The organism is Caballeronia insecticola (genome assembly GCF_000402035.1).
GTDB lineage: Bacteria > Pseudomonadota > Gammaproteobacteria > Burkholderiales > Burkholderiaceae > Caballeronia > Caballeronia insecticola.
Window position 1 is genome coordinate 908,819 of the sequence record NC_021289.1, and the last position, 15,211, is coordinate 924,029.

A 15,211-nucleotide genomic window follows, 5' to 3' on the forward strand; every position below is an offset into this window, starting at 1 on the left:
AGATCAGCGCGGCCTCAAATCAAGGGCAAATCTCATCGGTCAACTCCCTCCGGTAGTGGAGCGGCGCGTGTGCGCATCGCATCGCTCGTTATATTTCTAAAAATACCGGGGCGACCACATTTGCAGCGTTGCGCTCAAAAGGCAAAGCGTAATAGCGCGGGCGCTTATTCGACTGAGGGAATCTCCTGCTCGCGGAAGACCTGCGCGGCGTCATAAGGCCGGAACACGTCGAGCACCCAGTCCACGAATGCCCGCAAGCGCGCGCTGTCATGTCGGGACTTCGGAAACACGATGCTCAACGGATGCAGCGGACGCGTCCACTGCGGCAACAGCGCCACGAGATCGCCGCTTTGCAGCCACGGCGCGGCCATGAACGCGAATGTCTGACCGACGCCCAGTCCGCTCACGAGCGCCGTCAAATGCGCGGTGCTTTCGTTGACCGACACGCCGCATCCGCCGCGCGGATCGATTCGAATGGTCTCGTCGCCGTGCTCGAACGTCAGCTCGAACATGCGGCCCGTGCGCGACGAGAAGTAGGCGATCACGTCATGCGCCGCGCGCAATTCGTCCGGATGCGATGGCGTGCCGCGCGCCGATACATAGTCCGACGATGCATATGTGCCCCAGTCGAGGCTCGCGAGCCGTCTCGCAACGAGCGACGTATCCGTGAGTTCGCCGCCGCGAATCACGCAATCGACACCTTCGCCGATCAGGTCCACCTCGCGATCGCCTACACCCAGTTCGAGTTGAATCTCGGGATAGCGCCGTCGAAACGAAGGCAGATGCGGCAGCAAAATCAGATTGGCAAGCGACGATCCGATATCGACCCGCAAGCGTCCGCGAGGACCGCCGTGCGCATCGGCGAATAGCGTGTCCATTTCCTCGACATCGGCCAGCAATTTGATTGCGTAGGCGTAGTAGGTCTGCCCTTCCTGCGTGACTGTCACCTTGCGCGTGGAGCGCTGCAAGAGCCGGGTGCCCAAGTGCGCTTCCAGATCCTGAATTAGCTTCGTGACCGTGGGCTTAGGCATGTTCAACATGTCCGCCGCGCGACTAAAGCCGCCGGATTCGGCAATACGCACGAACACGCGCAACGCAAGAAGCTGGTCCATTGCCATTTCGCCTTAGTCGTCAAGCGGTCATCTTAGCGATTATTCATGGCTATAAAAAATGATTTAGAAAATGAGCCATTTATTCGCTAAAGAGAAACGCTTATCTTTGCTTCACCGACTCATTCACTTCATCGGAGCTCAACATGAACACGCGTCTCGAAGGAAAAATTGCATTGGTCACGGGCGGCACGAGCGGCATTGGGCTGGCATCGGCACTGGAACTCGCCCGCGAAGGCGCCAAGGTCTATATCACTGGACGACGTCAGGCGGAACTGGATGCGGCCGTGCGTGAAATCGGCCACGGCGTGCAAGGCATTCGCGGCGACGTCACCCGCGACGAAGACCTCGACGCACTGATGAGCCGCATCCGCGCCGACGAAGGCCGTCTCGACATTCTGCTTGCCAACGCGGGTGGCGGCAGCATGCTGCCGCTCGGCGAAATCACCGCGCAGCATTTCGACGATACCTTCGCCCGCAACGTGCGCGCCGTCGTCTTCACGGTGCAAAAGGCGTTGCCGCTGATGCAGCGCGGCGGGTCCATCGTGCTTACCGGCTCGATTGCAGGCTCGAAGGGCACGCCCGCGTTCAGCATCTACAGCGCATCGAAGGCGGCGGTGCGGGCGCTCGCGCGAAGCTGGGTGCTCGACCTCAAGGAGCGCGGCATTCGCGTGAATGTCGTGAGTCCCGGATCCACGCATACGGTGGGCCTCGCGGAACTCGGCGGCGCATCGAAGGAAGCGCAGGACGGCCTGCTCGCGTATCTCACATCGCTCGTGCCGATCGGCCGGTTGGGGACGCCCGGCGAGATCGCCAAAGTCGTGACCTTCCTCGCATCTGACGATTCGAGCTTTATCAACGGCGCAGAAATTTTCGCCGATGGCGGACAAGCGCAGATCTGACACGCGTGCAGCGCCGTGATGGGTGCAGCGGGCAACGATTGCCGCTTGCGTTTATGATCGATCGCTCGATTCCGATCCTTTCGAGCGTGACATCATGAGCGACATTCCTTACCGCAGCGCACTCATCATCGGCGCCGGTCCCGGCATCAGCGCCTCTCTCACGCGGCGCCTGCGCGCGGCGAACATTCCGGTGGTCATCGCGGCGCGCCGTGTCGACAAGCTCGCGTCGCTCGTCGATGAAACCGGCGCTATCGCTTTACCCGTCGATGCGTCCGACGCCGGCGAGATCGATGCCCTCTTCGCCGAAACCGACGCACGCATCGGCGCACCCGAGATCGTGATCTATAACGCGAGCGGCCGTGCGCGCGGACCTATCGCGGAACTGGACCCTGTGGAAGTGGAACGCGCCGTCGCGGTGTCGGCGCTGGGCGCTTTCTATACGGTGCAGCAGGCCGCCAAGCGCATGGTGCCCGCGGGCCACGGCGCGATCCTGCTGACGGGCGCAACTGCCGGCGTCAAAGGCTTTGCGCTATCCGCGCCGTTCGCGATGGGCAAGTTCGCGTTGCGTGGACTCGCGCAGAGCGCCGCGCGCGAGCTGTCGCCCAAAGGCATTCACGTTGCGCATTTCGTGATCGACGGCGCGGTGCGTGCGGATCGCAGCGATGCATCGGGTACGCCCGACAGCACGCTCGATCCCGAAGCGATCGCGCAATCCTATATCGACGTATTGCGTCAGCATCGTAGTGCGTGGAGTTGGGAAATGGAATTGAGGCCTTGGGTAGAAAAGTTCTAAGGCTTTCTTAGGCGATCTGTTTGTCGTGCACAGACAGATCGCTTAAATATGTTTTAATAGAGCCAACATATTCTTTAGCAAGCAAGGCCGCTTGGCCGCATGAATTTCGCTTGCGCAACTTAAATTAATCCGCGATTTCAGCAGCTTAGATTAACCGAACAGATCTTCTAGGCGCACTTGGCACACCTCTCGCATATGTAGCTGCGAGCGCAACGATTGGTGCTCATCCAACCAACCAAGTGATTAGGAGATTCATCATGCTGAAGATCGACAACCTGGCCGTTAGCAAAGAACTCGACCGCGCTGAAATGGGCGCTATCGTCGGCGGCAACAGCATCTTCCAGAACAACGGCATCAACGCCAACCTGCAAGCCGGCGGCGTGTCGTTCGCCAGCCCGCAAACCAATGTCGCACCCGTCACGCAAGTCGACGCATCGACGCATACGGATGTCGACGTGACCAACGTCACGAAGTCGCTCGCCTCCGTGGGCAGCCTGCTCCAGGGCGTGAAGCTCTAAAGAGCCCGCGCTCTGAAGAGAGAAGGGACGAGCAGTTATCGTCTCCTCTCTCTGGCCCTTGGCGCTCGCTTGGCCGAGGTTCAGAGAGAGGACCGCAAATTCACCCGCGGCCTTCCCTCATACCTTCGTATATCCGCCTCACCCAAACCATTGAGCACGCGACTCGTACGTGCAATGGTTGCCTCGGCATCCCTCGCTTATCTTGAACTCGCCTGGATTCAAGCTTGGGAGCGCCCTTTGAATACCCTTGAATTACCGCCTCTCGCGCGCGCCGATCTGCGTGATTTACGTCCTCTCGATCGACGCGGCCGTGCCCTGAAGGACCTCCGGCTGTCGGTCATCGATCAATGCAATTTCCGTTGCTCGTATTGCATGCCAAAGGACGTCTTCACGAAGGACTACCCGTTCTTGTCGTCCGATGAATGGCTCTCCTTCGATCAGATGTTCACGATGTGCCGCGCCTTCATGCAACTCGGCGTCGAGAAAATTCGTCTGACGGGCGGCGAGCCGCTGCTGCGCAAAGGTCTCGAAACCTTGATTGCGCGTCTTGCGACCCTCGATACCGATCTCGCCCTCACGACCAACGGCTCGCTGCTCGCCGCACGCGCGCATGGGTTGAAGCAAGCGGGACTGAAGCGCGTCACCGTGAGTCTCGATGCCATCGACGGCGATCTCTTTGCCCGCATGAACGGCGTCGGCTTTCCGGTCGCGCGGGTGCTCGAAGGGATCGACGCGGCCATCGATGCCGGGCTCGCACCGCTCAAGATCAATGTCGTGATCGAGAAAGGCGTGAACGAATTGCAGATTCTGCCGCTTGCGCGCCACTTTTATCGCAGGCCGGTCGATCTGCGCTTCATCGAATACATGGATGTCGGCGGCGCGCATGGATGGAGCAGCGACAAGATCGTCCGTTCCGATTCCATTTTGACCCTTCTACGAAGGCACTTTTCGCTCGAAGCGGACAGCGGCGGCGATACGGGTTCGACCTCCGTGAACTATCGCTTCGCGGACGGTCTCGCGCGTGTGGGCTTCGTGTCGAGCATGTCGCATCCGTTTTGTTCGACGTGTTCGCGCGCACGCGTCTCCGCCGACGGACAACTCTTCTCCTGTCTCTTCGCCACGCAATCGTTCGATCTCAAGCCGTGGCTCGATGCAGCCATCACATCCGATGAACTGATCGACGTCGTGCGCGCGCGCTGGACGCAGCGCGACGACCGCTATTCGGAACTGCGCGGCACGAAGCCTCCGCAAGACTCGCGCAAACGCTATCCGACCGTGCGCATGTCGCTCGTCGGCGGCTAAGCGCGCGGCGCGTATGCGCGCATCGTCCGTGCGGATCGCAAACGGACGGGCCATTACGCAAGACCGACCACTCCCGAACGACGATCATCACGATCAACCCACTTCACGAATTGCATTGTTTGCGAGGCGAACGACATGAGCGAAAAGAAAGTTATACGCATCTATAGCGAGCCGGCCGGCGGCTGGGGCGCATTGAAGGCCACCGGCGAAGCACTGAAGATTCAGGGCATTGCGGTATCCGGCGCGCAGACGCTGCTGCACATGAACCAGCCGCAAGGCTTCGATTGCCCCGGCTGCGCATGGCCCGATCCGAAACATACGTCGTCGTTCGAGTTCTGCGAGAACGGCGCGAAAGCGGTCGCGTGGGAAGCCACCGCGATGCGCTGCACGCCCGAGTTCTTCGCGAAGCACAGCGTCTCCGAACTTGCCGCGTGGAACGACTACGACCTCGAAATGGCGGGCCGTCTCACGCATCCGATGGTCTATGACGCAGCCTCCGATCGCTATGTGCCGATCGAATGGGACGATGCCTTCGCGCTCGTCGGCCGCCATCTGAACGCGCTCGATCATCCCGATCAGGCGGACTTTTATACGTCGGGGCGCGCATCGAACGAAGCGGCGTTTCTGTATCAACTCTTCGTGCGCGAGTTCGGCACCAACAACTTCCCCGACTGCTCCAACATGTGCCACGAAGCGACGAGCGTGGGCTTGCCGCAATCGATCGGCGTCGGCAAGGGCACGGTGCTGCTGGAGGACTTCGAACATGCGGATGCGATCTTCATCTTCGGTCAGAACCCCGGCACCAACAGCCCGCGCATGATGAGCGATCTGCACTCGGCGGCGCGGCGCGGCGCGAAGATCGTGTCGTTCAATCCGTTTCGCGAGCGCGCGCTCGAACGTTTTGCATCTCCGCAAAATCCCGTCGAAATGGCGACGCTCGGCTTTACCAACATCAGTTCGTTTCTCTATCAGGTGCGCGTGGGCGGCGACGTCGCCGTGCTGAAGGGCATGATGAAGGCGATCGTCGAAGCCGACGATGCCGCGATTGCCGCCGACCAGCCGCGCGTGCTCGATGTCGAGTTCATCGAAGGCCATACGCATGGCATCGACGCGCTGCTCGCCGATCTGCGCACGACGCGCTGGGACGCGATCGAGCGCACTTCCGGCCTCACGCGCGACGAGATCTGCAACGCCGCGAACATCTATATGCGGGCGAAGAACGCGATTCTCGTGTATGGCATGGGCATCACGCAGCATCATCGCGGCACGGAGAACGTGCAGCAGATCGCGAATCTCGCGCTGTTGCGCGGCAATGTCGGGCGGCCGGGCGCGGGCATTTGCCCGGTGCGCGGGCACTCGAACGTGCAGGGCAATCGCACCGTCGGCATTACGGAGAAGCCGAACGCGCAACTGATAGCGGGCATCGAGCGCGCGTTCGGCTTCACGCCGCCATCGAAACATGGCAACGATGTCGTCGCCACGCTCGACTCGATGACGCGCGGCGAAGCGAAGGTCTTCATGGCGCTCGGCGGCAATTTCGCGGCGGCGATTCCCGACTGGGCGCGCTTGCAAAACGACATCCGCGAACTTGATTTGACGGTGCATATCGCGACCAAGCTCAACCGCAGTCATCTCGTGCACGGCAAGGCCGCGCTGATTTTGCCGTGCCTCGGGCGCACCGAGATCGACATTCAGGCGGACGGACCGCAGTCGATCACGGTCGAAGATTCGATGTCGATGGTGCACGCATCCGCCGGACGCAACGAGCCTGCATCGCCGTTTTTGATGAGCGAGCCGGCCATCGTCGCGGGCATTGCGCGCGCGACGCTCGGCGAGACATCGCGCGTGCCCTGGGAGCATCTCGTCGCGAGCTACGACCGCATTCGCGATGCAATCGAAATCGTGTTCCCGATTTTTCAGGCCTACAACGCGCGCATTCGCGTGCCGGGCGGCTTTCATCTGACGTCATCGGCGCGCGAGCGCGTGTGGGACACGAAGACCGGTCGCGCGAATTTCCTCGTGTTCGACGGGCTCGATGAAAACCCCGTGCCGGACGATCCCGACGCGCTCGCGCTCACCACGATGCGCAGCCACGATCAATACAACACGACGCTTTACTCGCATTCGGACCGCTATCGCGGCGTGTTCGGCCAGCGCGATGTCGTGTTCATGAACGCGCGCGAATTGAAGAAGCGCAATCTGCACGCGGGCGATCGCGTCGATCTCTTCGCCGTTGCAAACGATGGCATCGAACGCGTGATCCGCAACTTCAAGATCGTCGAGTACGCGTTGCCCGATGGCTGCTGCGGCGCGTACTACCCGGAGGTGAATCCGCTCGTGCCGCTTCACGCGTTCGATCCGCAGAGCCGCACGCCCGCCTACAAGTCGGTGCCGGTGAAGATCGTGCCGAGCGCCACCGGCGACGAATCCGCCTTGCACGCCACCGCTGTTCAAACTGGACACGAACATCATGCTTGATCACGTACTCGACCTGTCGCGCGCGCAGTTTGCGATGACCGCGATCTTCCATATTCTCTGGCCGATTCTCACGATCAGCTTGTCCGCGTTTCTCGTGCTCGTCGAAGTCCTGTGGATTCGCACCGGCGATGTCGCGTATTACCGGCATGCGCGTTTCTGGAGCAAGCTTCTCGTGCTGAACTTCGCGGTCGGCGTGGTGAGCGGCATTCCGATGGAGTTTCAGTTCGGCACCAACTGGGCGGGCTTTTCGCAGTTCAGCGGCCAGTTCATCGGCAACATTCTCGGCTTCGAAGGCGCGATGGCCTTCATGCTTGAAGCGGGCTTCATCGGCGTGATGCTGCTCGGCTGGGGACGCGTGTCGCGCGGCGTGCATCTGTTCGCTACGTCGATGGTCGCGCTCGGCTCCAGCATCTCGGCGTTCTGGATCATGGTCGCCAACTCGTGGATGCAGACGCCCGCGGGCTATTCGATCGTCGACGGCAAAATCGTCGTCACGGATTTTCTTGCCGCCATCTTCAATCCGGACATGGTGTGGGGCGTGTCGCACATGTGGGTCGCGGCCATCGAGACAGGCATGTTCGTGATCGCCGGCATCTCCGCGTGGAATCTCTTTCGCCGGCGGCATCCCGAGTTCTTCGTGCGTTCGTTTCGACTCGCACTGACGGTGCTCGTGTTTATCGCGCCGCTGCAAATCTGGCTCGGCGATTCGAGCGGCGTCAGCGTGTTCGAGACGCAGCCCGCGAAAGGCGCCGCGATCGAAGGACACTGGACGACCAACGCGCCGGGCACGGGCGCATCGTGGTCGCTGCTCGCGTGGCCCGATCAAAAGGCGCAACGCAACGACTGGTCGCTCGAAGTGCCCGGCATGCTGAGCGTGCTCGGCACGCACACGCTGCATGGACAAGTCAAAGGACTCAAAGACTTCAAACGCGACGATCAGCCGCCCGCGATTCCCCTGCTCTATTACGCGTTTCGCGTGATGGCGGGCATCGGCTTCGCGTTCATGCTGCTCGCGTTCTGGACCGCGTATGCGCTGCGCAAGACGCGCGGCAGCATTGAAGCGCTGCTCGCGCAACGCAAGCTTTTGCTCGCATGGGTGTTCGCCATTCCGCTGCCGTATGTCGCCGTCGAAGCGGGCTGGATCGTGCGCGAAGTCGGCCGTCAGCCGTGGGTCGTGTATGGCCTGCAACGCACGCGTGACGCGGTCTCGACGATTCCGGCTTCATCCGTCTCGCTCAGCATCGCGATGTTTCTCGCGTTCTATGTCGTGTTGCTGATCACGTTCTTCGTGCTTGCGCGGCGCTGGCTGCGCGCCGGTCCCGACGTCAACATCATGCCGCCCGCCACGCTTCCCGGACGCACGGCGCAGGCGAAAGCGCCCACCGTCACCGGTTACTGAACTCTGGAGCCTCAAAATGGATAGTGCCGTTCAATCGATGCTCGCCGACACCTGGTTCGGCCTGATTGGCCTGATGCTCGTCTTCTATGTCGTCACCGATGGCTTCGATCTCGGCGTCGGCATCCTCACTCTGTTTCGCCGCAAGTCGACGGATCGCGATGTCATGGTCGAAACCATCGGCCATGTGTGGGACGCAAACGAAACATGGCTCGTGGTGCTCGGCGGCGCGCTGTTTGGCGCGTTTCCCACCGCTTACGCGCTGTTGATGGAGCATCTCTATCTGCCGGTGATGGCGCTTATCGCGGGACTGATCATGCGCGGTGCGGCAATCGAGTTTCGTCATAGCGTGGATCACGGTCCGCTGTGGGACAAGGTCTTCGGCATCGGCAGTCTGATCGCCGCGCTGTCGCAAGGCGTGGTGCTCGGCAAGGTAATCACGGGACTCGCGCCGGGCGGCGCTGCGATTGCGTTTGTCGTCGTCACGGCGATCGGCGTGGTCGCCGGATATTGTTTGCTCGGCGCGACGTATCTCGTCAAGAAGACGTCAGGCGCGGTCGAACAATGGGCACGACGCATGTCGCTCTTGAGCGCGATGTGCACGGTCTCCGCCGCCGCGCTGCTGACGCTCGCGACGTGGTTCTCGAGCGAAGTCGGCCATGTGCGCTGGTCGCATCCCGCTGTCATGCATGTGTTGATCGCGCTCGGAATCGGCTCGGCGGCGGCGTTCGCGTTCATCATGGCGTCGCTTTATCTCGGCAGTTCGCGCGGGCCGTTCCGCGCGTCCGTCGCGCTCTTCGTGTTGTCCTTTGCGGGACTCGCGATCAGCGTGTTCCCCGACTTCATTCCCGGCAAGCTGGGCATTCTGCAAGCCGCATCCGATGCGCCGACGCTCACGTTCATGCTGATCGGCATCGGCCTCGTGTTCCCGGTGATGATCGGCTACAACCTGTATCAGTACCATATCTTTCGCGGGAAGCTCGCGGGCAGCGCGCATGCGGGCGAGTGAGGCATGAGCGCCACGCACGATTCGATCATGCGCACGCGCGGACCCCCGCGTTGCGGCATATCGATAGCGCTCGATATTATTTGCCGCACGCGTGCCGGGCCTCTAGCATCATGCTTCTCTCAACCAGCATGCGTGTGCATCATGAAGATCAAGCTTCCATTCAAAGCCGCCCTGTTCTCGGTCCTGCTCGCGTGCGGCATCGTGGGCGCGCAGGCATCGTTCGCGGCGAATCAGACCGTGCGGGTCGGCATCATGTCCGGCGAAGACGAGGATGTATGGCGCGCCGTGGCCGCCAACGCCGCGAAGCACGGGCTGACCGTCAAGGTCACGACCTTCTCCGATTACACGCAACCGAACGAAGCGCTCGCGCAACACGATCTCGACGCCAACTCGTTTCAGCACAAGCCATATCTGGATGCGCAGATTCAGGCGCGTCACTATGACATCGTGCCGGTCGGCTTCACCTATGTGCAGCCTATCGGCCTCTACTCGCGCAAGGTCAAGTCCGTCGATGCGCTGCCGCAGAACGCGACCATCGGCGTGCCGAACGACCCGAGCAACGAAGGCCGCGCGCTCCTGCTGTTGCAGGCCAACGGCGTGATCAAGCTGCGTGACAACGTCGGCAACCTGCCGACCGCGCGCGATATCGCCAGCAACCCGAAGCACGTGCAAATCAAGGAACTGGATGCGGGCATCGTCGGCCGCGCGATCGGCGATCTCGACGCCGCCGTCGTCAACACCGACTGGGCGATCAAGGCAGGCATCAAGATTCCGCAGGAACGCATTGCGCAGGAGAAGGTGACGAACAACCCGTATCGCAACTTCATCGCGGTCAATGCGAAGGATGCGAACGCGCCGTGGGTGAAGGCGCTGGTCGAAAGTTATCAGCAGGCGAATGTCGCTTCGTCGATTTTGTCGGTTTATCACGGCGCGACGTTGCCCGCGTGGGAGGGCGCGCCGCAACGCTGAACGCGAGTCGACCTTATGCCGTCACCAGCCGCCTTCGGGCGGCTTTTCTGCTTTCGCGATCACCGCGCCCGAACAACGCCTCGTGCCCTGAAAAGAACGATGATGTGCGGCTCCGCCATGTCGGGGACAGACCGGTGATTTGTGCAAGAGATGAAAGGCGATGTTATGTTCCGCCCACGATGTCCGCGAAGCCTCGCGCATCATCACTCTCAAGCGACCAATCATGCTGATGGAAGATCCAACGCTCGCGCACGACACGCGCGCGCCCGGCGACGAAACCACCACGCTGCGCCAGTGGCTCGCGGTGGCCGCCGTGACAATCGGCGCCTTCGCCTTCGTCACGACCGAGTTTCTGCCCGTAGGCCTGCTGCCGCATGTGGCGAAGGAGTTGAACATCCTGCCCGGCGTCGCGGGACTGATGGTGACGACGCCCGGCATCGTCGCCGCCATTTCCGCGCCCGCGCTGATGCTGGGCGCGGGACGCATGGACCGTCGCCATGTCTTTCTGTGGCTCACGGCGATCCTGCTCGTATCGAATCTGTTGTCCGCATTCGCCCCGAATCTCGCCGTCATGCTGACCGGCCGCGCATTGCTGGGCGCCGCGCTCGGCGGCTTCTGGACGCTCGCGACCTCGGCATCGGGCCGCCTCGTCGCACCGCGCGACAGCGCACGCGCCATGGCCGCGATTCTCACGGGCGTCACCTGTGCCACCGTGATCGGCGTGCCGCTCGGCACGTTGATCGCGAGCGTCGCCTCGTGGCGCGTTTCGTTTCTCGCGACGGGCGGGCTCGTCGCTGTCGCGTTGATCGCGCAGTGGCTGCTCGTGCCGTCGCTGCCCTCAGCCGCCGCGTTGCGCTTCGCGGATCTCACGGCGCTCATGCGGCGCGCGCATCCGCGCAAAAGCCTCTTGATGGTCGCGCTGATCTTCGGTGCGCATTTCTCCTCGTACACTTACGTCACGCCCTTTCTTCTCAACGATGCGCACCTCGACATGTCGACGGTAACGTGGCTGTTGCTCGGCTTCGGCATCATCGGTTTCTTCTCGAATTTCGCGGTGTCGTCGGTGGTGGCGCGCAGGCTCAAGACGTCGCTCGTCGCAATGACCTCGCTGCTGATGTTCTCGCTATTGCTGTTGCCCGTGCTGCGGCATCTCGAGTTCGGCGTGGGCGCTGTGGTGCTGGCGTGGGGCATCGCTTTCGGTGCGCTGCCGCTGTGCTTCAGCGTATGGATTCAGCGTGCGACGCCCGAGCATCCCGAAGCAGGCTCGGCGTTGTTCGTCGGCATCATTCAGGTGGCGATTGCGGCGGGATCGTTCGTCGGCGGCGCAGTGGTCGATCATGTGGGCATTCCAACCGACTTCATGGTCGGCGCGGCGCTGGCCATGCTCGGCCTCGCGACACTCGCTGGCATCGACGGCGAAGCGTCACGCAACGATACGTGCAGCGTGCCATGCGAAGCCGCGCCTGATTGATTCCGGGTCGCTATCGCGGCATCGAGCGAAACGGACACCCGTCGATGCCGCGTCACGCGATCGGCGAGACCCATTGACTGCGCCACGCAGGCGCAGCGAAGGGATCGGAGAAATACTGCGTTTCGTGAACGACCTTACCGTCGCGGAACTCCATGATGCTCACCACGCATGACGGCCGCCCCTTGTAGGCGATTGTGTACTCCGTGATCCAGAGATTGCCTTCGCCCTGAATTCGCCTGACATCGAAACCCGATGGCTTGTCCGGATGATGTCCACGCAACGCCTGCAAATTGCGTCGCCCGTGAATTCGCTCGCCTGACTGCGGATAATCGCAGATGGCATTGTCTTCGTAGATGGCGTGTTCCGCATCGAGATCGCCGGATGCCGACGCATGCCAGTGCGCGTCCAGCGCGTGACGAATGGCTTCCTTCGACATCGATTGCCTCCGCATACGGTTCCGCGTCCGACTTCATCTGCGTTGAGGAATAAAGCCCGGGCTGCCGGTCTTCACGACTTCGTTATACCGCTGCCTCGTCTTGATGTTATTGACTGCGTCGAAGGCATCGGCGGGCAGTGCGCTGATGTCGAAGTTCTCGCGCGCGCGGGCCGCCGTCTTGGGCGTAGTCAGTAAAGCCCCGCCGCGTTGAACAGCCCATGCAAGAAGCACTTGTGCGGGCGTCCTTCCGGTTCGCCCGGCAACCTCCGCGACGACAGGATCTTCGAGCGGCCCCGGCCTGATGCCATGACCCAACGGTGCAAAGGCCAGAAAAACGATGCCCTTCTCCTTGCAGAAGTCCAGCAACTCCGTTTCCGGCAGATAGGGATGCGCTTCGATCTGCACCGCCGCCGGCTTGATGCGCGCTGCTTCATACAAGGGCCGCAATTCATCCAGGCCGATGTCCGACAGCCCGATTGCGCGACATCTGCCATCGCCGACCAGCGCTTCCATCGCTCTCCACGTATCGAGCAAAGTGATGCCTTCGTCGTAGATCACATTGCCCTTCTCATCGCGCGGGTCTTGTTCGTCACCCGGTTGAAACGCGAAGGGCGTATGGATGAGATAGAGATCGAGATAGTCGAGGCCGAGTCTTTCGAGACTCGCGTCGAAGGCAGGTTTGACGCGCTCCGGCCGATGATTCGTGTTCCACAGCTTGGTGGTCATGAAGACGTCTTCGCGCGCGATCCCTTCCGCAAGCCCGCTTCGCAACGCTTCTCCGACTTCGCGCTCGTTCTGATAACGCTCGGCGCAATCGAAGTGGCGAAAGCCGGTTTTCAGCGCATCGCGGGTCGCGCTGATGGTCGTCGCGGGGTCGGGTATCAGCGTGCCGAATCCGAGCGCGGGCATGCGGCCGCCGCCATGATCAAGCGCGATGGTGCGGGTCCGAAAATCCAGAGACTCAATCATGACGATACCTCCGCAATATCTCGTGGCGAGCGACGAAGACCAGCGCGCGTGCGTCCGATAGCGGCCGGTCTTACGTCCTGACGATTAACGAAGCGACTGAAAGCTCGCGCGAAGTTCCTGCGTGAAGACTTGCGGCTGCTCCCACGCGGCGAAATGGCCGCCTTTGCTCAGGCGGTTGTAGTGAATCAGCTTCGGATAAGCCTTCTCGGTCCAGCTTTGCGGCGCGGAATAGATTTCATCGGGAAAGACACTGACCGCGACCGGAAGCATCACGTGCTTCGGTGCGAAGAAGTTCAGCTTGTTCTCCCAATAGAGCCTCGCCGACGACACGCCCGTGTTCGTCAGCCAGTAAAGCGTGACGTTGTCGAGAATGTCGTCTCGCGTGAGCCCTTCGGATTGTCCGGCGAAGACGCGTGCGATCAACGCCTGACTCGCGGCGTCGTGATCGAGCATCCATGCAGCGGCGCCGATGGGCGAATCCTCGATGCCGTAAAGCGTCTGCGGACGATTCGACATTTCGAGCGCATAGCCTAGACCGTGCTTATAGAAGTAAGCGAGTTGCTCGAACGCGTGCTGTTCATCGGGCGAAAGACCTGCCGGTGCGGGCTGGCCATACTTGAGCGCCTTGTCGATGTCATCGGGCACCGTCGCCGGCATGTTGGTGTGGATGCCGAGCAATCCAGGCGGCGTCAGCAACGCCATCTGCTCGGTGACGGCATTGCCCCAGTCGCCGCCTTGCGCCACGTAACGCGTATAGCCGAGACGCTGCATTAGCACCACCCACGCGCGTGCAGTGCGGCCCGGATCCCAGCCGGTCGCGGTCGGCTTGCCCGAGAATCCGTAGCCCGGCAGCGACGGAATCACGACATCGAAAGCATCTGCAGCCGTGCCGCCATGCGCGGTCGGATTGGTCAGCGGATCGATGATCTTCATTTGCTCGATGATCGAGCCGGGCCATCCATGCGTGATGATCATCGGCATCGCATTCGGCTGCTTCGAGCGCACATGGATGAAGTGGATATCGAGTCCGTCGATCTCGGTGACGAACTGCGGTAACGCGTTGAGTCTCGTCTCGACTTTGCGCCAGTCGTAAGTCGTCGTCCAGTAATGCGCGAGGCTTTGCATCGTGACGAGTTGCACGCCTTGCGATGCATCGGTGACGGTTTCGCGTTCAGGCCACCTCGTCGCCTTGACGCGCCGTTTCAGGTCGGCGAGTTGCGCTTCCGGCACATGCACGCGCAAGGCACGGATAGCGGTCTTGTCGCCGCCCTTGGGCTGCGCGATATCGGTAATCGATGCATCGGCGAACGCGAAGCGGCTCAATGAACCTGCCGCCGCAATCGCAGCGGCCATACCGATGAAGCGGCGGCGCGATGCGGTCCCGTAAAGCATATCGTTTGACATACACACTCCTGCTTGCGCTGCACCGAATGGTTCTTCCCGCTCAGTTCCCCGCCTCGCCGACCGTGAGCCGGTTATCCACGCTGCTCACGCCCGCCACCTTTCTCGTGGCTCCCGCTGCGGAATCGATCTGACCCGAGTCGGGCACGGTGCCTTTCAGCGTGATGCTGCCGCCGTGCGCGAGCACGTTGATGTGCGACGAATCGAGCCCTTTGACATGCGTGAGCGACTGACGCACCGAATGACTCAGCGCACGGTTGTTCGCACGCTCCTGCTTCTTGCTGACGGCATCGGTGCCGCCCGACGACGAATCCGCCGCCGATGCGCTCGGCATGACAGCCAGCGAAGTGGCGACGAGTGCCGTCGCGGCCGTGATGGCAAGAATCAATGTTCGGATCTGCATGCCTGTCTCCCGATGATGTGAAGCCGCGACGTCCGTCGCTACGTTGCATGACAGT

14 protein-coding genes are annotated in these 15,211 nt (G+C 61.8%); 9 read left to right on the forward strand and 5 right to left on the reverse strand.

The annotated features are described in order from the left end of the window. Positions 1–164 precede the first annotated feature (164 nt). Positions 165–1,112, reverse strand: coding sequence for a LysR family transcriptional regulator (locus BRPE64_RS28800; protein WP_051180591.1), 948 nt, complete (start codon positions 1,110–1,112; stop codon positions 165–167). Positions 1,113–1,255: 143 nt separating this feature from the next. Here BRPE64_RS28800 and BRPE64_RS28805 point away from each other — a divergent pair, with 143 nt between their 5' ends. From BRPE64_RS28805 to BRPE64_RS28845, 9 genes are all read left to right on the forward strand, one after another. Then, the gene (locus BRPE64_RS28805) at positions 1,256–2,011 is read left to right on the forward strand and encodes an SDR family NAD(P)-dependent oxidoreductase (RefSeq protein WP_016348518.1); all 756 of its coding nucleotides are present in this window, start codon (positions 1,256–1,258) and stop codon (positions 2,009–2,011) included. A gap of 94 nt (positions 2,012–2,105) precedes the next feature. Beyond that, entirely contained in the window at positions 2,106–2,804 is a 699-nt protein-coding gene (locus BRPE64_RS28810) for an SDR family NAD(P)-dependent oxidoreductase (RefSeq protein ID WP_044043534.1), read from the forward strand. 257 nt (positions 2,805–3,061) lie between these two features. Continuing rightward, positions 3,062–3,322 (forward strand): hypothetical protein, encoded by a 261-nt coding sequence (locus BRPE64_RS28815; protein ID WP_016348520.1) that lies wholly within the window; start codon positions 3,062–3,064, stop codon positions 3,320–3,322. A gap of 237 nt (positions 3,323–3,559) precedes the next feature. After that, positions 3,560–4,624, forward strand: a complete 1,065-nt coding sequence (gene moaA / locus BRPE64_RS28820; RefSeq protein WP_016348521.1) for a GTP 3',8-cyclase MoaA — start codon at positions 3,560–3,562, stop codon at positions 4,622–4,624. A 135-nt stretch (positions 4,625–4,759) separates the two neighbouring features. After that, positions 4,760–7,102, forward strand: a complete 2,343-nt coding sequence (locus BRPE64_RS28825) for an FdhF/YdeP family oxidoreductase (RefSeq protein WP_016348522.1) — start codon at positions 4,760–4,762, stop codon at positions 7,100–7,102. Continuing rightward, the gene (locus BRPE64_RS28830; protein WP_016348523.1) at positions 7,095–8,501 is read left to right on the forward strand and encodes a cytochrome ubiquinol oxidase subunit I; all 1,407 of its coding nucleotides are present in this window, start codon (positions 7,095–7,097) and stop codon (positions 8,499–8,501) included. Before BRPE64_RS28825 ends, BRPE64_RS28830 begins: the two co-directional genes overlap by 8 nt. Positions 8,502–8,517: 16 nt before the next feature. Further along, positions 8,518–9,507, forward strand: a complete 990-nt coding sequence (locus BRPE64_RS28835) for a cytochrome d ubiquinol oxidase subunit II (RefSeq protein ID WP_044043536.1) — start codon at positions 8,518–8,520, stop codon at positions 9,505–9,507. 141 nt (positions 9,508–9,648) lie between these two features. Continuing rightward, positions 9,649–10,476 (forward strand): MetQ/NlpA family ABC transporter substrate-binding protein, encoded by an 828-nt coding sequence (locus tag BRPE64_RS28840; RefSeq protein ID WP_044043537.1) that lies wholly within the window; start codon positions 9,649–9,651, stop codon positions 10,474–10,476. Between the two features lie 223 nt (positions 10,477–10,699). Then, positions 10,700–11,947 carry an MFS transporter gene (locus BRPE64_RS28845; RefSeq protein WP_016348527.1) on the forward strand — a complete coding sequence of 416 codons (1,248 nt, stop codon included), beginning with the start codon at positions 10,700–10,702 and terminating at the stop codon, positions 11,945–11,947. Positions 11,948–11,999: 52 nt separating this feature from the next. On the opposite strand, the gene BRPE64_RS28850 is transcribed toward BRPE64_RS28845, so the two are convergent. The 4 genes from BRPE64_RS28850 to BRPE64_RS28865 all read right to left on the reverse strand — a co-directional run bounded on the left by BRPE64_RS28850 (position 12,000) and on the right by BRPE64_RS28865 (position 15,156). Then, complete coding sequence (locus BRPE64_RS28850) at positions 12,000–12,383, reverse strand: nuclear transport factor 2 family protein (protein ID WP_016348528.1); 384 nt, start codon at positions 12,381–12,383, stop codon at positions 12,000–12,002. Positions 12,384–12,416: 33 nt separating this feature from the next. Continuing rightward, positions 12,417–13,352 carry an aldo/keto reductase gene (locus BRPE64_RS28855; protein ID WP_016348529.1) on the reverse strand — a complete coding sequence of 312 codons (936 nt, stop codon included), beginning with the start codon at positions 13,350–13,352 and terminating at the stop codon, positions 12,417–12,419. 84 nt (positions 13,353–13,436) lie between these two features. After that, a complete protein-coding gene (locus BRPE64_RS28860; RefSeq protein ID WP_016348530.1) occupies positions 13,437–14,756 on the reverse strand; it encodes an epoxide hydrolase family protein in 1,320 nt (439 codons plus the stop codon). Positions 14,757–14,796: 40 nt separating this feature from the next. Beyond that, positions 14,797–15,156 (reverse strand): BON domain-containing protein, encoded by a 360-nt coding sequence (locus tag BRPE64_RS28865; RefSeq protein WP_016348531.1) that lies wholly within the window; start codon positions 15,154–15,156, stop codon positions 14,797–14,799. Between the last annotated feature and the right edge of the window lie 55 nt (positions 15,157–15,211).